Origin of the sequence: Caulobacter sp. UNC358MFTsu5.1, from assembly GCF_000712075.1 — a bacterium.
Classification (GTDB): Bacteria; Pseudomonadota; Alphaproteobacteria; order Caulobacterales; family Caulobacteraceae; genus Caulobacter.
On record NZ_JONW01000005.1, the window covers coordinates 1265424 to 1284419 of the forward strand.

The following is an 18996-nucleotide window of genomic DNA, read 5'->3' on the forward strand; positions in this document are numbered from 1 at the left end:
CCCCAAGCCCCGAAGATCGCCATGGTCCTGGCCGCCGGCCTGGGCACCCGCATGCGCCCCCTGACCGACGACCGGCCCAAAGCCCTGGTCGAGGTCGGCGGCAAGGCGCTGATCGACCACATGCTGGACCGCCTGGCCGCCGCCGGGGTCGAGACCGCCGTGGTCAATGTCCACTATTTCGCCGACCGGCTGGAGCAGCACCTGGTCCGCCGCGCCGAGACCCATCCGCTGCCGCACATCGTCATCTCCGACGAACGGCCCCAGGCCCTGGAGACCGGCGGCGGCGTCAAGCACGCCCTGCCGCTGCTGGGCGACGCCCCGATCTGGGTGGCCAACATCGACTCCGTCTGGATCGAGGACGCCTCGGCCATCGAGGCCGTGGCCCGGGCCTGGGACCCGGCCAGGATGGACGTCTGCCTGATGCTGGCCTCGACCACGGAATCCCTGGGCTTCCACGACACCGGCGACGTGTTCCTGGGCGACGGTGTGGTTCGCTTCAAGGACCCCGGCGAGACCGCGCCCCTGGTCTATGTGGGCGTCCACATCTGCAAGCCCCAGGTCGTGGCCGACGGCCCCGAGGGACCGTTCTCGCTGCTGCCGATCTGGAAGGCCCTGGCCAAGGACCACCGCGTGCACGGCGTGGCGCCGCAGGGCGTGTGGATGCACGTCGGCGACCCGGGAGCCCGGGACGTGGCCGAGGCCCGGCTGGCCAAACACAGCGAAGTGGGCCGCAGCTGACCATGGCCGGCCCCTTCGACACCCCGGGGCCGCGCTGGTTCTCGATCCCCGCCCACCGGCCCTTCGTCGAGGACCTGGCGCGCGGGCTGCTGGACGCCCTGGCGCCGCTGGGGCCCGAAGCCCTGCCCGCCGCCACCGTCCTGACCCCCACCCGCCGGGGCGCCCGCGCCCTGGCCGACGCCTTCCTGGCGGTAGGCGGAAGCAAGGCCCTGCTGCTGCCGCAGATTCGCCCCCTCGGCGACCTGGACGAGGGCGAGCCGCCGTTCGAGCCGGGCGAGCTGGCGCTGGACCTGCCGCCCGCCGTCTCGTCGCGCCGCCGTCGGTTCGAGCTGGCCCGGCTGGTCGCCGACCACGCCCACCTGCTGTCGTTCCAGCCCCAGGCCGGCCAGGCCCTGGAGATGGCCAAGGCGCTCTCCGAATTCCTCGACAGCTGCCAGATCGAGGAGGTGGTCACCGACGACGGCCGCCTGGACGGTCTGGCCGAGGGGGACCTGGCCCAGCACTGGCAGGTCTCGGCGCGGTTCCTGAAGGCGGTGCTGACCGCCTGGCCCAAACGCCTGGACGAGATGGGGCTGATCGACGTCAGCGACCGGCGGGTGCGGCTGCTCAACGCGCTCTCCGATCAATGGGAGCTGAACCCGCCCCAGGGCGTGCTGGTCGCCGCCGGCTCGACCGGCACGGCCCCGGCCACCGCCCGCCTGCTGCGGGTGATCGCCAACCTCCCCCAGGGCGCGGTCGTGCTGCCGGGCCTGGACGACGGCCTGGCCGACGACGCCTGGGACCAGATCGCCGGCGTCCAGGGCGAGCAGCATCCGCAGGGGGCGATGAAGCGCCTGCTGGACGGGGCCGGGGCCACCCGCGCCGACGTCCGCCCCTGGTGGCCCGAGGCCGACAGCCGGGGCCGCTGGCGCCGCCGCCTGATCAACGAGGCCCTGCGCCCGGCCCAGGCCACCGCCGACTGGCTGGCCCAGATCGACCGGCTGCGCGCCGAGGCCCCGGGCCTGGACCCGATCAAGGAGGGCCTGAAGGGCCTGTCCCTGGTCAACGCCCGCACCGAGGAGGAGGCGGCCGTCGCCTGCGCGCTTCTCTTGCGCGAGGCCCTGGAGACGCCCGGCCAGACCGCCGCCATGGTCACCCCCGACCAGGAACTGGCCCGGCGGGTCAACGCCCGGCTGGTGCGCTGGGGCGTGATCCCCGACAGCTCGGCCGGCGCGCCCCTGGCCGCCAGCGCCGCCGCAATCCTGGCCCAGCATGTGGCGGGCCTGGCGGTCGATCCGCTCGATCCGGTCCGCCTGCTGGCCGTGGCCAAGCATCCGCTGCTGCGCGGCGACCTGGACGTCGCCCGCGACCTGGAGCGATACGGCCTGCGCGGCCCCGCCCCCCGAGACGCCGCCCAGCTGCGGGAGCGGCTGGCGAAATATCCGGACGCCAAGGCCCTGGTCGAACGCGTCCTGGCCGCCGCCCATCGCGTGGCCCTGCCCTATGTCGCCGATCCGAAGGCCGGTGCGCCGGCCGAGGCCGCCCGCGCCCTGGTCGAGGCGCTGGAGGCCCTGGCCGATCCCACCGACCTGTGGGCCGGCTCGGCGGGCGAGAGCCTGGCGGGCCTGTTGTCGTCGCTGATCACCGACGGGGTCGCCCTGCCGCCGGCCTCGGCCCAGGGCTTCGCCGACCTGTTCGACCGCATGGTCAACGAGGAGACCCTGCGCACCGGCGGCGCCACCCATCCGCGCCTGCGGATCTTCGGGGCCATCGAGGCGCGGATGGTGCGGGCCGACCGGTTGATCCTGGCGGGCCTGGAGGAGGGGATCTGGCCGCGCGGCGCGCCGATCGACCCGTTCCTGTCGCGGCCGATGCGGGCCAAGCTGAACCTGCCGCCGCCCGAGCGCCGCATCGGCCTGACCGCCCACGACTTCGCCCAGGCCGCCTGCGCGCCCGACGTGATCCTGGTCCACAGCGAGCGGCGCGGCGGCGCGCCGGCCGTCGAGAGCCGCTGGCTGTGGCGGCTGAAGACCCTGGCGCGCGGCGCCGGCCTGACCCTGACCGAGCGCCCCGACGTGCTGGCCTGGGCCCGCGACCTGGACGCCCCCGGCCCCTACGAGCCGATCAAGCGCCCCGCCCCGACCCCGCCGGTCGCCGACCGCCCGCGCAAGATGGCCGTCACCCGGGTCGAGGCCCTGACCCGCGACCCCTACGCCGTCTGGGCCCGCGACATCCTCAAGCTCTATCCGCTGGACCGTCCCGACGAGCCGGTCGAAGCCCGGGCGCGCGGCACGGCGATCCACGCCGCGTTCGAGAAATTCGCGGAGGACCATCCAGGGCCCGTCCCCGCGAACGCCGCCGAGATCTTCGCAGGCCTCTATCTGGGCGAGCTGGAAAAGGCCGGCATGCCGGCCGCCGCCCTGGCCCGCGAACGCGCCCTGGCCCGCGAGGCGGCGCTATGGGTGGCCGAGCTGGAGACCCGCCGCCGCGCGGGCGCCGAGCGGATCGTGGTCGAGGCGGCCGGCGAGCTGACCTTCGACATCGGCGGGCGGCCGTTCACCGTCACCGCCAAGGCCGACCGCATCGAGCCCACGGCCGACGGCCTGGCCCACATCCTCGACTACAAGACCGGCGCCGCGCCGTCGAAGAAGCAGGTCGAGACCGGCTTCTCGCCCCAACTGACCCTGACCGCCGCGATCCTGCGCGAGGGCGGCTTTCCGGACATCGGCCCGCGCGAACCCGGCGACCTGACCTATCTGCGGGTCACCGGCCGCAAGCCGGCGGGCGTCGAGGAGGTGCGGGCGACGGCCGGGATCGAGGCCCAGGAGGCGGCGATCAAGGCCCTGAACGGCCTGCGCGAGCTGATCGAGCGCTACGACAACCCGAAACAGCCGTACCTGTCGCGCGTGGCCCCGCAGTTCGTGCACGACCACACGGGCGATTACGGCCACCTGGCGCGGGTGTTCGAATGGTCGACCAGCGGCGATGACGGGGAGGGCGGGGAGTGATCGGTTCGCCCAACCAGATCCTCCCCCCCTGGGGGAGGTGGCCCAGAGGGCCGGAGGGGGTTCATCCCCGCCGGCTCAGCAAGACCCCCTCCGTCGGCTTTGCCGACACCTCCCCCAGAAGGGGAGGATCTTGATGTCCTCGATGATCGACCCCCAGCGCATCGCCGCCGACCCGGCCATCTCGGCCTTCGTCACGGCCAACGCCGGTTCGGGCAAGACCAAGACCCTGATCGACCGGGTCGCGCGCCTGCTGCTGGCCGGCGCCGAGCCCGAGGCGATCCTGTGCGTGACCTACACCAAGGCCGCCGCCGCCGAGATGCAGCGCCGGCTGTTCGAGCGCCTGGGCGAATGGTGCGTCACCCCCGACGTCAAGCTGCGCGAGCAGCTTGGGGCCCTGGAGGGCCGCGATCCCTTGAGCTTCGACCACATCGCCCTGTCCAAGGCCCGGGGCCTGTTCGCCAAGGCGCTGGAGACGCCGGGCGGGCTGAAGATCCAGACCATCCACGCCTTCTGCGAGAAGCTGCTGCGGCGCTTCCCGCTGGAGGCCGGGGTCTCGCCGGGCTTCCAGGTGATGGACGACAGCGCCTCGGCGGCCATCGCCCAGGGCGCCCTGCGGCAGGTGGCGACCTGGGTCACCGACCACGACGATGCGTTCGCCCAGGCCTACGCCCGCTTCTCGGTGGCCCTCGACTTCGCCAGCTTCGAGGCGATGTTCGCCGCCTTCGAGGCCCAGCGCGGGGCGGTCGGCGAGTATCTGGAGCGGGTCGGCGGCCTGGCGGGCGCGGTCGAGGACGTCTGGAAGGTCTGCGGCTTCCACTATGGGCCGAGCAGCGTCGAGGCCGTCGTCGCCGAGGCGATGGCGGAGCTCGACCGAGACCTCTGGCGCTCGGTGGCCGACGTGCTGCTGAACGGAACCAAGACCGACATCAAGTGCGCCGGCCAGTTGCTGGCGGTGGCGACCGATCCGGACGCCGACCTCGACCAGGCCCTGGCCGCCCTGTTCACCGAGAAGGGCGCCGGCACGCCCGCGACCTGGCCGGCCAAGACGTCCGGGCTGAAGAGCCGGGAGGACCTCCGCGCCCGCCTGCTGGCCGAGCAGGAGCGGCTGGAGGAGGCCCGCGAATGGCTGCGCGCCGCCCGGGTGGCCGAGGACAGCGCCGACGCCCTGCGCCTAGCCGCGCTCTATGTGACCAGCCACCAGATCGAGAAGGACGCCCGCGGGGCCCTGGACTTCGCCGACCTGATCGACCGCACCCGCGTGCTGCTGACCCAGAAGGTCGACGCGGCCTGGGTGCTGTACAAGCTGGACGGCGGCATCGACCACATCCTGCTGGACGAGGCCCAGGACACCGCCCCCGAGCAGTGGGCGATCCTGCGGGCCCTGACCTCGGACTTCTTCGCCGGCGAGGGCGCCGTGCGCTGGCGTTCGCAGCACGCGGGCGAGGCGCGCGACCACCGCACCCTGTTCGTGGTCGGCGACGAGAAGCAGTCGATCTATTCGTTCCAGGGCGCCGATCCCCAGCGCCTGCTGGCCGAGACGCAAGGCTACATCGCCCAGATCACCGCCGCCGAACGGGTCGGCAAGGCCGTGCCCCTGACCATGTCGTACCGCTCGACCGTGGAGGTGCTGAGCTTCGTCGACGCCCTGTTCTCGGCGCCCGAGACGCGGTCCGGCGTGCCCGCCCCGGCCGGCGAGGACCTGGTGCGCCACCAGCCGTTCCGCGTGGAGCACAAGGGCTGCGTCGACCTCTGGCCGCTGGAGCGCGAGCTGCCCGGCGAGGAGCGCGAGGCCTGGGACGCCCCGCTGGACGCCGAGAGCGAGCAGGGCGCCAACCGCCGCCTGGCCGAAAAGATCGCCGCCGAGATCCAGGCCCTGATCCGGCGCGGCGACGCGGTGTTCGACAAGGAGACGAAGCTGTGGCGTCCGGCCCATCCGGGCGACATCCTGGTGCTGGTGCGGCGGCGCAAGGCGCTGTTCGAGGAGGTGCTGCGGGCCCTGAAGCGGCGCGGCGTGCCGGTGGCCGGGGCCGACCGCCTGAGCCTGTCGGCCCACATCGTGTTCGACGACCTCCTGGCCCTGGGCCGGTTCTGCCTGTTCCCCGACGACGACCTGACCCTGGCGGCCCTGCTGAAGAGTCCGTTCTGCGGCCTGTCGGACGACGACCTCTACGCCCTGGCCAAGGGGCGGTCCTCGACGCTGTGGCGGGCGGTCAACGACCGCGCGGCCGAACGGCCGAACTGGTCCGCCGCCCGCGACCTGCTGCGCTGGGCCCTGGCCGAGAGCCGCCGCAAGCAGCCGTTCGAGTTCTACGCCCTGCTGCTGGGCCGGGTGGACGACAGCGTCCGCTCCAACCGCGCCAAGGTGCTGACCCGCCTGGGCGAGGAGGCCGCCGAGGCGCTGGACGAGTTCCTGGCCCAGGTCCTGGCCGCCGAGCAGCGCGGGGTGCGCGACCTGGAGGCCCTGGTCGCCGACTTCGCCAGCCTGGACATCGTGGTCAAACGCGAGATGGAGGGCGCGCGCCACGAGGTGCGGGTGATGACCGCCCACGGCTCCAAGGGCCTGGAGGCGCCGATCGTCTTCCTGCCCGAAACGACGATGAAGGGCGGCGCGCGCGGCTCGCCGCTGATGCGCACGGCCGACGGCGGTTTCCTGTGGTGCGCCAGCAAGGCCAACGACTGCGCCGCGTCGGCCGAGGCCCGCGAGATGCGCGAGAGGAAGGACGCCGAGGAGGCCCTGCGGCTCTACTACGTAGCCCTGACCCGGGCGCGGGACCGCCTGGTGCTGTGCGGCCGGATCGACGCCCGCACCAAGGACGAGAACGTCGGCGGCTGGTACGCGGCGGCCCGCGCGGCCTTCGCCCACGAGGACATCGCGCCGGGCGTGCGGGAGATCGACGACCCTTCCGGTATGGGGGGCCGCCTGCGCTTCGGCCCTGACCCGATGCGCGCCGAGGCCCTGGCTCCGCGCCTGGCGTCCGCGCAGGTCCCCACGCCCGCCTGGACCCTGGCCCCGGCCGCGCCCGAGACGCCCGCCGCCCGCTACGCCGCCCCCTCGACCCTGGAGGACGAGGCCCGGGGCAGCGCGCCCTCGCCCCTGGCCCAGGTGTCGGGCCTGGGCCGCTACCGGCGCGGCGAGATCGTCCACCGGCTGCTGCAGCTGCTGCCGGACCTGGAGCCCGCCGCCCGCCGGGCCGCCGCCGCGCGGCTGCTGGCGGCCGAGCGCGACCTGACCGACGACCAGCGCGCGGAAATGGCGTCCGCGGCCTTCGGCGTGCTGGAAGACGACCGCTTCGCCGCCGTGTTCGGCCCCGGCTCGCGGGCCGAGGTCTCGGTGGCCGGCGGCGCGGCGACCCTGCCGGCCGAGCTGCGGATCGCCGGCCGCGTGGACCGGCTGGTGGTGACGCCCGAGCGCGTCCTGGTCGTCGATTACAAGACCAACCGCCCCTCGCCCGACCGCATCGAGAACGCCGATCCGGCCTATCTGGCCCAGATGGCGGTCTACGCCGCCGTGCTGGCCGAGGTGTTCCCCGACCGCCCGATCGAGGCCGCGATCGTGTGGACCGACGGTCCCAAACTCATGGCGGTTCCAGAAAAGGTGATGGCCGCCGCCCTGGCCCGGTTGTTCTAGATCATTGCCGAGGGGGACCAGGGCCCCTAAATCTTGGCGCAAGACGGGGAGCGAATCCCCAGCCCGAGCAGTTTTCTAACGCGCCCCGATCGTCCGGGCGCAGATGGAGCCAAACGATGAGCACCGTGACGGTGACCGATGCGTCCTTCGAAAAGGACGTCCTGCAGGCCGACAAGCCGGTCCTGGTCGACTTCTGGGCCGAATGGTGCGGCCCGTGCAAGCAGATCGCCCCGGCCCTGGAGCAGATCTCCGAGGAACTGGCCGATGCCGTGACCGTGGCCAAGGTCAATATCGAGGACAGCCCCACCACCCCGTCGCGCTACGGCGTGCGCGGCATCCCGACCATGATGCTGTTCCGCGGCGGCCAGATGGCCTCGATGAAGGTCGGCGCCATGCCCAAGGCCAAGATCCTGGAGTGGCTGAACGAAGCCGGCGTGCACCAGCCCGCCTAGGCTTTAGCCGCCTCCACAGTCCGATTGTAAGCCGCCCGTCTCGTTCGCGAGGCGGGCGGTTTGCGTTTACGGCTCCAGAGCCGGCCTAAGACCATGGTCGCAGTAGGAACGGCCGCGAAAATGTGAAGGCTGGGCCGCGAAGGCGAGCCGCGCGCGCCGTTCGGGAGGCTCCCCATGTTCGTCCAAGCCGTCGTCCTCGCAGCGCTCCTGGCCGGGGCGACGCCCGCGGCGCCGGCGCAGGCCCCGTCTGCGGTCGCCGGCGCGCCGGCGACGGTCACGCTCTGGCCGCGTGGCGCGCCCGGCGTGGGGCAGAGGTCAAGCGAGCCCGAGATCGTCGAGAACACCTATGTGCGCAACGTCCACAGCCCGTCCCTGACGGTGTTCCCCGCCGACCCGCGCCACGCCAACGGCGCGGCGGTCATCATCGTGCCGGGCGGCGGCCATCGCATGCTGGTCTTCGTCAACGAGGGCTCCGGACCGGCCAAGGCGCTGAACCGCTACGGCGTCACCGCCTTCGTCCTGAAGTACCGGCTGGCCCGCGAGGCGGGGTCGACCTATGCGATCGACCGCGACGCCGCCGCCGATCTGCGCCGGGCGGTCCGCTGGGTGCGGGCCAACGCCGCCCGCTACGGGGTGGACCCCCGCCGCATCGGGGTGATGGGCTTCTCGGCCGGCGGCGAGCTGGTCTCGCTGGTCGCCGACAACCCCGCCCCGCAGGAGCCGCCCTCGGGCGACCCGCTCGACGCGGTCAGCGCCCGTCCCGACTTCCAGGTGCTGGTCTATCCCGGCCCGCTGGGCGTCCCCGCCCAGGCCGCCGCCGGCGCCCCGCCGGCCTTCATCGCCGCCGGCTCGCTGGACGCGTGCTGCGCCGAACCGGCCCTGACCCTCTACGACCAGCTCCGCAAGGCCGGGGTGTCGGCCGAGCTGCACATGTTCGCCGACATGGACCACGGCTTCAACATCGCCGCCCACTCCGAGAGCCTGTCGATCCTGCACTGGCCCGACCGCCTGGCCGACTGGCTGGGCGACGGCGGCTGGCTGCACGAACGGCCCTTGACCGACCCCAAGCCCTTCAAACCCTAATGCCGCCGCCAATCACCGGGACCACGACCATGGACATCGGACGCCGCGACCTCCTTCTCGCCGCCGCCTCTCTCGCCGTCGCCTCGGCCGGGGGACGGGCCCGCGCCGCAGGCGACCGCAAGGTCGGCTACGCCATCGTCGGCCTGGGCTATTACGGCCTCAACGTGATCCTGCCGCAGTTCGTCAATTGCGAGCACAGCCGGGTCACGGCCCTGGTCAGCGGCGACCCGGCCAAGGCCCGCGCGACCGCGGCGAAATACGGCGTGCCGGAGCGCTCGATCTATTCCTACGAGACCTTCGACAAGATCCGCGACAACCCCGACGTCGACGTCGTCTACGTGATCCTGCCCAATTCCATGCACGCGGAGTACACGATCCGCGCCGCCAAGGCGGGCAAGCACGTGATGTGCGAGAAGCCGATGGCGACCTCGGTCGCCGAGTGCGAGGCGATGATCGCCGCCTGCAAGGCGGCGGGGCGCAAGCTGATGATCGGCTACCGCTGCCACTTCGAGGCCACCAACCTGGAGGCCATGCGCCTGGCCCGCGCGGGCGCCGCCGGCAAGACCCGCTATGTGCGCTCCGAGCACGGCTTCGTGCAGGGCGACCCGTCCAAGTGGCGGCTGAAGAAGGCCCTGGCGGGGGGCGGATCGCTGATGGACATGGGGGTCTACAGCCTGCAGGCCGCCCGCTACATGACCGGCGAGGAGCCGATCGCCGTCACCGCCCGCGAGTCCACCGATCGCGCCGATCCCCGGTTCACCGAGGTGGAGGACATGATCGAGTGGCTGCTGAAGTTCCCCTCCGGGGCGATCGCCAGCTGCCTGTCGACCTACAGCGCCAACCAGAACCACGTGCTGCTGATGGGCGACAAGGGGCGGATCGAGCTGGAGCCCGCCACCCGCTACGACGGCAATCGCCTCTGGACCGGCAAGGACGGCCGCTCGCAGGAGATCGCGCCGCCGCCCGGACCGGCCAAGACCCAGTTCGCCGGCCAGCTTGACCACATGGCGGACTGCATCGCGGCCGACCGGTCGCCGATCGTCTCGGGCGAGGAAGGCCTGCGCGACATGCGGATCATCGAGGCGATCTACCGGTCGGCGCGCGAGGGGACCACGATAAGGCTCTAGGGCGGCGTGGACGCCGCCCCCGCCTACTTCTTCCCCGGGGTGACGATGAACGGCGAGACCGAGACCGGGGGCGTCTTCTTGTCCGCCTTGGGTTTGCGGACTTCCTTGTTGGACTTCTTCTGACCCTTGGCCATCGTGGTTTCCTGCCTGGACGCTCGCGCGCCAGGGAGGTCCGGCAGGCCGAGCCGCCCTCCGGCGTGGCCGCACCCTAGGGCCTGGGCGGGCGAGGACCTAAGGGTTTTGCCGGGGACGCGCACTCACGGCAGGGCCTTGCCGGCTTCGCGCGAAGGCCGGGGGTGAGTGCGTGTCCCCCAAGTCGTCCGCTGGGTTCGGGAGCTGGCCCTCTGGCGCTGTGACCGAAGGAGGGGACACGTACTCACGCCACGGCCGGGGCTCGACCCGCAAGGCCCTGCCGTGAGTACGTGTCCCCGTCGTTGCGGCGGAGCCGGATCAAGCCGCCTTCTTCGCGGCCTTTTCCTTCTTGGGCTTCTTGTCCTTCTTGCCGTGGGCGGCCTTTTCGGCCTTCGGGGCCTTGGCCTTCTTGGCCTTGGCTTCCGGTTCGGCGTGGACGTCGGACACGGCCATGTCGGCCAGCAGCTCCAGGAAGCCCTCGCGCTTGCTGGGCTTGAGCAACGCGAGAATGCGGGCGTCGGCCATGGCCACCTTGGGGCGGCTCTCCTCCAGCACGGCGGCGCCGGCGGGGGTCAGGCTGACGGTGTTGGCGCGGGCGTCCTGGTCGGAGCGGTGGCGCTCCAGGTGGCCCTTGGTGATCATCCGGGCGACCATGTCGGCCAGGGTGGAGCGGTCGATGCCGGTGGCGCGGACCAGGCCCGTCTGGGTGACGCCCTCGTTCTCGGCCACGGCGGCCAGCACCGCGTACTGGCGCTGGGTGACGCCGCCCGCGCCGCTCTCCTCGGCGTAGATGTCGAGGGCCAGTTGCAGGACCCGGTGAAGGAGGTGACTGGGCGACCGGGCCAGGGCCCCGCCGTGCTCAGCCTTGGCTTCGCCCCCATCGCGTTTAGCGTCGCCCTTGGTCTTGGCCATGGTCCGTCGTCCCTCGTTTCCGCCGACGGACCTTTATGTACCACGCTTAGACGTCGTTTTGACGACAGACGGTCCGTGGGCTGCCGATTAGGTTTGCCCAACACCGCTCATCCCGGCGAATGCCGGGATGAGCGGATCGATGAGATCAAAGCCCGGACTAGAACCCCGCGTCTGGCGGCTCGGGGGTCTTGGCCTCGTCGCCCTTGGCGATGTGCTTCATCATGAAGGGCACCTGGCTGAGCGAGAACAGCAGGGCCAGGGGCAGGAGGCCGATGCGGAACTTGACCCACATGTCGGTGGTCTGGGTCAGGCGGACCAGCTCGTTGGCCGCGGCGGCGAAGGCGAAATAGCCGCCGTAGCGCAGGGTCAGGGTGCGCCAGGCCGCGTCGGGCAGGTGCACGGCCTCGCCCATCAGGGCCTTCAGCGGCGCGCGGCCGGTGACGACGCCGCCGATCATGAAGACGGCCAGGGCGGCGTTGACCACCGTGACCTTGACCTTCACGAACACGTCGCTGTGGAACACCAGGCCCAGGGTCCCGAAGATCAGGGCCATGACGCCGGAGAACAGCGGCAGCAGGGCCACGCGGCGCTCGACCACATAGCCCAGGATCAGGGCCAGGGCCGAGGCGGCGACCAGCACCCAGGTGGCGGTCTGGAAGTTCTTGGTGGCGAAGAAGGCGACGCCGAACGCGACGGGCGCGCCGTAGTCGATGGCGGTGCGCACCCAGGCGGCGTTCTTCTTGGCGGGGGCGGGAGGCGTGTCGGTCATCGGCTAGTCCTCCAGGCCCACCAGCGAACGCGAGAAGGCCCGGGCGTCGAACGGCTGCAGGTCGTCGACCCCCTCGCCCACGCCGATCAGCTTGATCGGGCTGTCGCTGGCGCGGGCCACCGGCACCAGCACCCCGCCGCGGGCGGTGCCGTCCAGCTTGGTCATGACGATGCCCGAGACGCCCACCTGGTTGCCGAAGATCTTCTCCTGGGCCAGGGCGTTGCGGCCGACCGTGGCGTCCAGCACCAGCAGGGTCTCGTGCGGGGCGTCGGGATCGACCTTCTTGAGCACCCGGATCACCTTGAGCAGCTCGTCCATCAGGCCCTGCTTGTTCTGCAGGCGGCCGGCGGTGTCGATCAGCACCACGTCGTGGCCCTCGGCCTGGGCGCGCTCGACGGCCTCGAAGGCCAGGGCGGCGGCGTCGGCGCCGGGCGGCTTGGACATGAAGTCGGCCCCGGCCCGGTCGGCCCAGACCTTCAGCTGCTCGACGGCGGCGGCGCGGAAGGTGTCGCCGGCGGCGATCAGCACCTTGGCCTTCTTGGCCGTCAGGTCGGACGCGATCTTGCCCAGGGTGGTGGTCTTGCCCGAGCCGTTGACGCCGATGAACAGCACCACATAGGGCTTGGGGCCCGACAGCGGGTCGAACACGCCCTCGCGGTCGGTCAGCTCGGCGGCGACCAGCTCGGCCAGGGCCTCCTTGACCTCGATGTCGGTCGACGACTTGCCGAACCGGGCCTTGCCGAAGGCGTCGGCGATGCGGGCGGCGATCTGGGGCCCCAGATCGGCCTCGATCAGCATCTCCTCCAGCTGGTCCAGCTGCTCCTGGTCCAGCGGCTTCTTGGTGAAGGCGCCGGTGACCTGCTCGGTCATCTGCTGGGACGACCGGGCCAGGCCGGCGGTCAGCCGCTGGAACCAGCCTTTTTTCTGCTCGGGCTTTTCGCTCATGGTGTTCCTTTAGCTGGCCGTGGCATGAAACGCCAATGGACGCGCTTTCGACCACGTTATTCTGGCTGGACTACGCCGCCGTCGCCGTCTTTGGGGCGACGGGCGCGTTGGCCGCCGCCCATCGCAAGCACGACATCATCACCTTCGGCTTCTTCGCGGCGATCACGGGCGTGGGGGGCGGCACCTTGCGCGACCTGCTGATCGACGCGCCGGTGTTCTGGATCCAGCGGCCCGGCTACGTGATCGTCTGCCTGGCGGCCGCAGTCGGGGTCTGGCTGCTGGGCCAGCGCGGCTGGCGGTTCCGGGCCCTGCTGTGGCTGGACGCCCTGGGCATGGCCGCCTACTGCGTGGTCGGCACGGCCAAGGCCCTGAGCCTGGGCGTCCATCCGTTCACGGCGATCGTCATGGGCGTACTGACCACCGCCTTCGGCGGGGTGATCCGCGACGTGCTGGCCCACGAACCGAACCTGCTGCTGCGCCGCGAGATCTACATCACCGCCGCCCTGGTCGGCGCGACGGTGTTCGCGGTGCTGACGGTGCTGCACGTCGCCTTCTGGCCGGCCGGCCTGGCCGGCTTCGGCGCCGCCTTCGGCCTGCGGGCCTGCGCCATCAAGTTCGGCTGGAGCCTGCCGGGCTTCCGGCAGGGCGAGGACGAGCCCGAGTGAGCGGGGAAACGGAAGTCGTCATCCCGGCGCGGACGGTCGTGAACGTGATGACGTTCGCCGCCGCCCTGCCGCTGGCCGTCGTGACCCTGGGCTTCGGCCTTTACTTCCTGATCTTTCCCGACGCCGCGCCGGCCGCTCCCGGGGTGCGGATCCCGTTCCTGTCGCCGGCCACGTCCGATCTCGTCGTCGTCACCCTCGCCCTGTCCTGGTTCGCGATCTGGCTTTGCGCCCGGGGCTTCGGGGCGCTGCTGCGGGCGCTGGACCGCCGGCCGCTGCTGGTCGCGGACGCCGAGGGGCTGCGGTTCGATCCCACCCTGCGCCGCGAGACCGTGCCCTGGTCGGCGGTCCGCCGCATCCGCCAGACGGGCTGGAGACGGCCCTACAACCTCACCTTCGAGCTGCGGCGGCGGTTCTGGGCGGTCGAGGCCCCGCTGACCGCCCGACGGGTCCACATCGGGGCGGCGCATCTGGACAACTACGGCTGGGTCCCGCCGGACCTGATCGAGCGGCTGGAGCGCCTGCGGGTCAGGGCGTCTCATGATCCGGGTGCTGGCGGCTGACCACCGCCACGGCCGGGCCGCCGGCGGGCGGGCGCACCGGCAGGTCGGCCAGGTGCTCGGTCCAGGCGGGACGGCTCTCGACGGCCAGCTGGACGCCGGGCTCGACCTTGGACGGATCGTCGAAGGCGAAGGTGGCCAGGTCGATCTTGTCGGCGCTCCATTCGAAGGAGAGGGGCGTGCCGCAGGCGGCGCAGAAGCCGCGCTTGACGGCGTCGGAGCTCTGGAACGTCGAGCGCTGGCCCCGGGTCCAGGTGAGGCCCTCGACCTTCACCGTCACCAGCGCCCCGAACGGCCCGGCGAAGGCCTTCTGGCACATGCGGCACCAGCAGATCGAGGCGCGTCCCGGCTGGCCCTCGACCCGGAAACGCACGGCGCCGCACTGGCAGCCTCCGGTCAGGGACGTCCCGGTCAGAATTGGCGCGTCGGTCATGGCGAACCTCGGGGCTTGCGCGGCGGGATCGCCAGCACCGGGACCGGCGTCAGGCGGAAGGTCACTTCATAGGCGTCGTGGTCGGACAGCACCGGCCCGCCGGTGGTCGAGCCGTCGAACCGCGCCTCCACCTGGACCGGCCGGATCGCCACCCGGTCGCCCTGCTTGAAGCCGATCAGGTCCTGGGTGTCGAGCCAGGGCGCATCGCCGTCGGCGCTGATCTTGGCGTCGCAGCTGTCGGGCGTCTGGAAGCAGACCTGGCTGACCACGTCGAACGGATAGCGCTGCATCACGTAGTCGTAGCGGTCCGGGGCGTGCATGACATTGAAGTCGCCGCCGACGATCAGGGGCGCGCCCGGCGTGCGGTCGGTCTCCATGAAGTGGCCCAGCTCCTCGGCCTGGAGGTGGTGGGCCATGCGGTTGCGGTTGCGCGGCACGCCCGAGGCGCCCTTGGAATTGAGATGGGTGTCGGCGATCTCGACCGGCGTGGGCAGGCCCGGCACCTGCAGGCTGACCAGCATGACGCCCTTGTTGGCCAGGCAGTCCAGGCCCGCGCAGTAGCGGTAGGCGTGCGACTTGACCCAGTTGATCGGGTGGTCGCTCAGCACCCAAAGGCCGCTGGAGCCCCACTTGCCCCAGCCCTCGCCCTTGCGGATGTACTTGACCTTCTTGTAGCGCGGCCGGTCGTCCTTCGCGAACGGGTTGGGATCGCGCTGCTTCTTGCGCGGGCCCTTGGCGACGTACGGATAGCCGGACAGCTCGATCAGGTCGGAGACCTCGTCGCGGAACCCCTCCTGCAGCAGGACGACGTCGGGCTGCAGGCCCTTCTCGCGCAGGGCGGCCAGCTCGCGGCCGATGGCCTTGAGCTTGGAGCCGCGCCCCATCCGCACCGGCCAGGGCAGGCCCTCGACATTGTAGGTCATCACGCTGAACTCGACCGGCTGGATCGGACCGCTGGGCGTGAAGGGGGTCGGCGGCGTCTCCTCGGTCGTCGGGGCCGGGATGGCCGGCACGATCGGGATGTCCTGGGTCCTGACCTGGGCGAAGGAGGCCGCGGCCGGCGACAGCAGGGTCGCGGCGAGCACGGCGGTCAGGACGCGACGGACGATCATCCCTGGGCGGCGAGCTCCGCGATCACCCGCGCGCCGTCATGGCCGACCACGCGGAAGGCGGCGATCTCGCCCTGGGGGGCGGACCCATCGAACGCGATCTCGGTGAAGTCCTCGGCCCGGGCCACACCGTCGCGCTCGACCAGGCCCGACAGCACGCGGCCGACCTGGCGCTGGAGGTGGCGCTCGAGCCCGGCCTGGCCCGCCTCGCGCAGGCGGCGGGCGCGGTCCTTGATCAGCGGCCCCTTCACCGGCGGCATGCGGGCGGCGGGCGTGCCGGGGCGCGCGCTGTAGGGGAAGACGTGCAGGAAGGCCAGACCCGCCTCCTCGACCAGCTTCAGAGTGTTCTCGAAGGCCTCGTCGCTCTCGGTCGGGAAGCCGGCGATCAGGTCGGCGCCGAAGGCGGTGTCGGGGCGCACGCGGCGCACCTCGGACACCAGCCTCAGGGCGTCCTCGCGGCTGTGCCGGCGCTTCATGCGCTTGAGCACCAGGTTGTCGCCGGCCTGCAGGCTCAGATGCAGATACGGCATCAGGCGCGGCTCGGTCTCCAGCAGCTTGAACAGGTCCGGATCGATCTCGGCCGCGTCGATCGACGACAGGCGCAAGCGCGGCAGGTCGGGGACCATGCGCAGGATGCGGCCCACCAGCTGGCCCAGGGTCGGTTGCCCGGGCAGGTCGGCGCCCCACGAGGTGACGTCGACGCCGGTCAGCACCACCTCGCGATAGCCCTCGGCGGACAGGCGGCGCACCTGCTCGACCACCTCGCCGGCCGGGGCCGAGCGGGAGTTCCCGCGGCCGTAGGGAATGATGCAGAAGGTGCAGCGGTGATCGCAGCCGTTCTGGACCTCGACATAGGCCCGGGCGCGATCCTTGAGGCCGGCGATCAGGTGACCGGCGGTCTCCTTGATCGACATGATGTCGTTGACCCGCACGCGGGTGGAGGTGTCGAGCAGGGCGCCCGGCGCGGCCTTCTCGGCGTTGCCCAGCACCAGGTCGACCTCGGGCATGGCGGCGAAGGCGGCGGGGTCGATCTGGGCGGCGCAGCCGGTGACGATCAGCCGGGCGTCCGGCCGTTCGCGGCGGGCCTTGCGGATCGCCTGGCGGGCCTGGCGCACGGCCTCGTTGGTCACCGCGCAGGTGTTGAACACCACCGCGTCGGCCAGGCCGTCGGCCGAGGCCCGCGCCCGGATGGCCTCGGACTCGTAGGCGTTCAGCCGGCAGCCGAACGTGACGACGTCGACGCCGTCGGGCCCCGACATCGTCGTGGCCGGTCCGCCTTCCTCGCCCACTTCAGGCTTGGGCGTGGGGGGACGGGAGATGAGCGTATAGGTCGTCACGGCTTCTCAACGCCCGAAGCGATGAATTCCGCGAAGGCGTCCTTCCAGTCGGGGTGCCAGCGCGACAGGGCCGGGCGGTTCTCGATGACGTCGCCCATGGCCCAGGCCATGCGCTTCTCGTCCAGCGCGCGCGGCACGTCGTTGTCGGGGCACAGGATGTAGAAGTCGCCGCGGGCGATGCTGTCGAGCATGAACTGCACGGTCTGCTCGGGCGTCCAGGCGCCGTCCGGCTTGGGACCGCCGCGGCGGGTCATGCCGGTGAAGACGTAGCCGGGGATCAGCAGGCGGGCGTCCACCTGGCAGTCGACGATCTCGCGCAGGCTGTGGGCCAGACCTTCGGTCAGGGCCTTCACCGCCGACTTGCTGACGTTATACGCGGTGTTCCCCGGCGGCTGGGTGATCCCCTGCTTGGAGCCGGTGTTGATGATCAGGCCCGGACGGCCGCTGGCCGCCATTTCCTCGCCGATCACCTGGACGCCGTTGATCACGCCCCACAGGTTGACGTCCAGCACGCGCTTCCACGGATCCTCGCCCGAGAAGGCGTCGCCCCCGCCGCCCACGCCGGCGTTGTTCATCAGCACGTCGATCGCGCCGAACGTCTCGACGGCCGCGTCGCGCAGGGCCTGGACCTGGGCGCGGTCCGAGACGTCGGTCTCGACGGCCAGGGCCTTGTCGCCGATGGCGTCGGCGGCCTTCTTCAGGGCCCGGCCCATGATGTCGGCCAGGACCACGTTCATGCCCTGGGCGGCGAAGGCCTGGGCGGCGGCCAGGCCGATGCCGTCGGCCGCGCCGGTCACCACGGCCGTCTTGCCGGGACCGATGGCGGGATGGATCGTCATGCGGCCACGGGCTCCGGCAGCTTGCCGACGAACTCCATGGTCACGGGACCGGTCATGATCACGTGGCCGTCGTCCTCGCGCCATTCGATGGTCAGGGCGCCGCTCTCGAACTCGACCTTGGCCTTGCGGTCGATCAGGCCGCGACGCACGGCGGCGACCTGGGCCGCGCAGGCCCCGGTGCCGCAGGCGGCGGTCAGGCCCGCGCCGCGTTCCCAGACCTTCAGTTCGATGTGGTCGCGGGAGACGACATGGGCGAAGCCGACGTTGACGCCTTCGGGGAACAGCGGGTGATGCTCGACCAGGCTGCCGGTCTTGGTGGCGAACTCGTCGCTGACCGGGGCGTCGACGAAGAAGACGACATGCGGATTGCCCATCGACACGCAGACCGGGGTGTGGACCCACGGCGCGTCGATCGGGCCGACCTGCAGCTCGACCCGGGCGGTGTCCATCTCCTCGGAGAGCGGGATCTGGGTCCAGTCCAGCCCCGGCCGGCCCATGTCGACGGTCACCAGCTTGTCGCCGGCCATCACGCCCGACAGGCGCCCGGCCACGGTGTCGAAGGCCACGGCGTCCTTTTTGGCCGACTGCATCAGCAGCCACGCCACGCAGCGGGTGCCGTTACCGCAGGCGCCGGTCTCCTCGCCGTCCGAATTCCAGAACCGCACATAGGCCGAAGCGCCCTCGGCGCGCGGCGGGTCGATGGCGATCACCTGGTCGCAGCCGATCCCGCCGTCGCCCCGTTTCGCGATCGCGCGGATCTCGTCCGGGGTCGGATTGAAGGGCTGGGTCAGGGTCTCGATCACGACGAAGTCGTTCCCGAGCCCGTTCATCTTGAGGAAGGTGCGGCTCATGGCCGGGCTATATAGTGGAAAACCGCGCGCGAGTCAGAGGCTGGGGTCGACTGCGGCGTTTTGAGCGTGGGTTTTCGGGAGACATGCACTCACGACGAAGCGTCATATCCCCTCTCTCATTGAGAGAGGGAGGGGCCCATGGCGAAGCCATGGGAGGGTGAGTGGTTACACCCTCGCCGGATGAAGCACGGTTGTTCAGCCGGTCTTCGACGTGAAGAGCCCCGCCTTTCAACCGTCATCCTCGGACTTGTTCCGAGGACCCCTCTGTCGGCGGGTTTGTCGGTTGAGGAGAGGCCGCGACCTCGCCGCTCCACGGATCGTCCTTCTGCGCGGCTGAAGCAGGGGTCCTCGGAACAAGTCCGAGGATGACGGACGGTGGAGGTGAGCGCAGGCCGGGGACATGCCCTTGTGGCGTGTCCCCAGGTTTCGCAC

The 18996-nt window shown here is 71.7% G+C and carries 17 protein-coding genes; 8 read left to right on the forward strand and 9 right to left on the reverse strand.

Translation table 11 applies throughout. The annotated features are described in order from the left end of the window. Positions 1-21: 21 nt before the first annotated feature. The 6 genes from murU (at position 22) to BR39_RS0107840 (ending at position 10015) form a co-directional block, all read left to right on the forward strand. Positions 22-738 (forward strand): N-acetylmuramate alpha-1-phosphate uridylyltransferase MurU, encoded by a 717-nt coding sequence (gene murU / locus BR39_RS0107815; protein WP_029909440.1) that lies wholly within the window; start codon positions 22-24, stop codon positions 736-738. A 2-nt stretch (positions 739-740) separates the two neighbouring features. Then, positions 741-3725 (forward strand): double-strand break repair protein AddB, encoded by a 2985-nt coding sequence (gene addB, locus BR39_RS0107820; RefSeq protein WP_029909442.1) that lies wholly within the window; start codon positions 741-743, stop codon positions 3723-3725. A gap of 142 nt (positions 3726-3867) precedes the next feature. After that, positions 3868-7353: a double-strand break repair helicase AddA gene (gene addA, locus BR39_RS0107825; protein WP_029909444.1), complete on the forward strand. Its 3486-nt coding sequence runs from the start codon at positions 3868-3870 to the stop codon at positions 7351-7353. Positions 7354-7469: 116 nt separating this feature from the next. After that, positions 7470-7805 (forward strand): thioredoxin, encoded by a 336-nt coding sequence (trxA, locus tag BR39_RS0107830; RefSeq protein WP_029909446.1) that lies wholly within the window; start codon positions 7470-7472, stop codon positions 7803-7805. A gap of 174 nt (positions 7806-7979) precedes the next feature. Then, positions 7980-8888 (forward strand): alpha/beta hydrolase, encoded by a 909-nt coding sequence (locus tag BR39_RS0107835; protein ID WP_029909447.1) that lies wholly within the window; start codon positions 7980-7982, stop codon positions 8886-8888. Positions 8889-8917: 29 nt separating this feature from the next. Beyond that, complete coding sequence (locus tag BR39_RS0107840; protein ID WP_029909449.1) at positions 8918-10015, forward strand: Gfo/Idh/MocA family protein; 1098 nt, start codon at positions 8918-8920, stop codon at positions 10013-10015. Between the two features lie 23 nt (positions 10016-10038). Here BR39_RS0107840 and BR39_RS26410 read toward each other — a convergent pair whose 3' ends face one another. From BR39_RS26410 to ftsY, 4 genes are all read right to left on the reverse strand, one after another. Continuing rightward, entirely contained in the window at positions 10039-10149 is a 111-nt protein-coding gene (locus tag BR39_RS26410) for a hypothetical protein (RefSeq protein WP_156035616.1), read from the reverse strand. 316 nt (positions 10150-10465) lie between these two features. Next, positions 10466-11059 carry a MarR family winged helix-turn-helix transcriptional regulator gene (locus tag BR39_RS0107850; RefSeq protein ID WP_029909452.1) on the reverse strand — a complete coding sequence of 198 codons (594 nt, stop codon included), beginning with the start codon at positions 11057-11059 and terminating at the stop codon, positions 10466-10468. A 157-nt stretch (positions 11060-11216) separates the two neighbouring features. Continuing rightward, positions 11217-11828: a septation protein IspZ gene (locus tag BR39_RS0107855; protein ID WP_029909455.1), complete on the reverse strand. Its 612-nt coding sequence runs from the start codon at positions 11826-11828 to the stop codon at positions 11217-11219. A gap of 3 nt (positions 11829-11831) precedes the next feature. Continuing rightward, positions 11832-12773: a signal recognition particle-docking protein FtsY gene (gene ftsY, locus BR39_RS0107860; protein WP_029909457.1), complete on the reverse strand. Its 942-nt coding sequence runs from the start codon at positions 12771-12773 to the stop codon at positions 11832-11834. 35 nt (positions 12774-12808) lie between these two features. Between ftsY and BR39_RS0107865 the strand changes: the two genes are divergently transcribed. Both BR39_RS0107865 and BR39_RS0107870 read left to right on the forward strand, forming a co-directional pair. Next, positions 12809-13438, forward strand: coding sequence for a trimeric intracellular cation channel family protein (locus BR39_RS0107865; RefSeq protein ID WP_029909459.1), 630 nt, complete (start codon positions 12809-12811; stop codon positions 13436-13438). Continuing rightward, positions 13435-13998, forward strand: coding sequence for a hypothetical protein (locus tag BR39_RS0107870; protein ID WP_029909461.1), 564 nt, complete (start codon positions 13435-13437; stop codon positions 13996-13998). The genes BR39_RS0107865 and BR39_RS0107870 overlap by 4 nt, the downstream gene beginning before the upstream one ends. Here the strand turns inward: BR39_RS0107870 and BR39_RS0107875 are convergent. Genes BR39_RS0107875 through dapF form a run of 5 tightly spaced genes read right to left on the reverse strand, consistent with a single transcriptional unit; the run spans position 13964 to position 18564 of the window. Then, positions 13964-14428 (reverse strand): GFA family protein, encoded by a 465-nt coding sequence (locus tag BR39_RS0107875; protein WP_029909463.1) that lies wholly within the window; start codon positions 14426-14428, stop codon positions 13964-13966. The two genes, BR39_RS0107870 and BR39_RS0107875, sit on opposite strands and share 35 nt — an antisense overlap. Continuing rightward, complete coding sequence (locus BR39_RS0107880; protein ID WP_051695263.1) at positions 14425-15540, reverse strand: endonuclease/exonuclease/phosphatase family protein; 1116 nt, start codon at positions 15538-15540, stop codon at positions 14425-14427. The genes BR39_RS0107875 and BR39_RS0107880 overlap by 4 nt, the downstream gene beginning before the upstream one ends. Further along, positions 15537-16874, reverse strand: a complete 1338-nt coding sequence (gene mtaB, locus BR39_RS0107885) for a tRNA (N(6)-L-threonylcarbamoyladenosine(37)-C(2))-methylthiotransferase MtaB (protein ID WP_029909467.1) — start codon at positions 16872-16874, stop codon at positions 15537-15539. The genes BR39_RS0107880 and mtaB overlap by 4 nt, the downstream gene beginning before the upstream one ends. Further along, complete coding sequence (locus BR39_RS0107890) at positions 16871-17797, reverse strand: SDR family NAD(P)-dependent oxidoreductase (protein ID WP_197026654.1); 927 nt, start codon at positions 17795-17797, stop codon at positions 16871-16873. The genes mtaB and BR39_RS0107890 overlap by 4 nt, the downstream gene beginning before the upstream one ends. Further along, positions 17710-18564, reverse strand: coding sequence for a diaminopimelate epimerase (dapF, locus tag BR39_RS0107895; RefSeq protein ID WP_029909470.1), 855 nt, complete (start codon positions 18562-18564; stop codon positions 17710-17712). The genes BR39_RS0107890 and dapF overlap by 88 nt, the downstream gene beginning before the upstream one ends. Between the last annotated feature and the right edge of the window lie 432 nt (positions 18565-18996).

What these genes read in the sequence shown, in the direction of transcription:
- murU (WP_029909440.1), top strand. Translation starts at nt 22, where the DNA reads ATGGTCCTGGCCGCCGGCCTGGGCACCCGCATGCGCCCCCTGACCGAC.
- addB (WP_029909442.1), top strand. Translation starts at nt 741, where the DNA reads ATGGCCGGCCCCTTCGACACCCCGGGGCCGCGCTGGTTCTCGATCCCC.
- addA (WP_029909444.1), top strand. Translation starts at nt 3,868, where the DNA reads ATGATCGACCCCCAGCGCATCGCCGCCGACCCGGCCATCTCGGCCTTC.
- trxA (WP_029909446.1), top strand. Translation starts at nt 7,470, where the DNA reads ATGAGCACCGTGACGGTGACCGATGCGTCCTTCGAAAAGGACGTCCTG.
- BR39_RS0107835 (WP_029909447.1), top strand. Translation starts at nt 7,980, where the DNA reads ATGTTCGTCCAAGCCGTCGTCCTCGCAGCGCTCCTGGCCGGGGCGACG.
- BR39_RS0107840 (WP_029909449.1), top strand. Translation starts at nt 8,918, where the DNA reads ATGGACATCGGACGCCGCGACCTCCTTCTCGCCGCCGCCTCTCTCGCC.
- BR39_RS26410 (WP_156035616.1), bottom strand. Translation starts at nt 10,149, where the DNA reads ATGGCCAAGGGTCAGAAGAAGTCCAACAAGGAAGTCCGCAAACCCAAG.
- BR39_RS0107850 (WP_029909452.1), bottom strand. Translation starts at nt 11,059, where the DNA reads ATGGCCAAGACCAAGGGCGACGCTAAACGCGATGGGGGCGAAGCCAAG.
- BR39_RS0107855 (WP_029909455.1), bottom strand. Translation starts at nt 11,828, where the DNA reads ATGACCGACACGCCTCCCGCCCCCGCCAAGAAGAACGCCGCCTGGGTG.
- ftsY (WP_029909457.1), bottom strand. Translation starts at nt 12,773, where the DNA reads ATGAGCGAAAAGCCCGAGCAGAAAAAAGGCTGGTTCCAGCGGCTGACC.
- BR39_RS0107865 (WP_029909459.1), top strand. Translation starts at nt 12,809, where the DNA reads ATGGACGCGCTTTCGACCACGTTATTCTGGCTGGACTACGCCGCCGTC.
- BR39_RS0107875 (WP_029909463.1), bottom strand. Translation starts at nt 14,428, where the DNA reads ATGACCGACGCGCCAATTCTGACCGGGACGTCCCTGACCGGAGGCTGC.
- BR39_RS0107880 (WP_051695263.1), bottom strand. Translation starts at nt 15,540, where the DNA reads ATGATCGTCCGTCGCGTCCTGACCGCCGTGCTCGCCGCGACCCTGCTG.
- BR39_RS0107890 (WP_197026654.1), bottom strand. Translation starts at nt 17,797, where the DNA reads ATGGCGCGAGGACGACGGCCACGTGATCATGACCGGTCCCGTGACCAT.
- dapF (WP_029909470.1), bottom strand. Translation starts at nt 18,564, where the DNA reads ATGAGCCGCACCTTCCTCAAGATGAACGGGCTCGGGAACGACTTCGTC.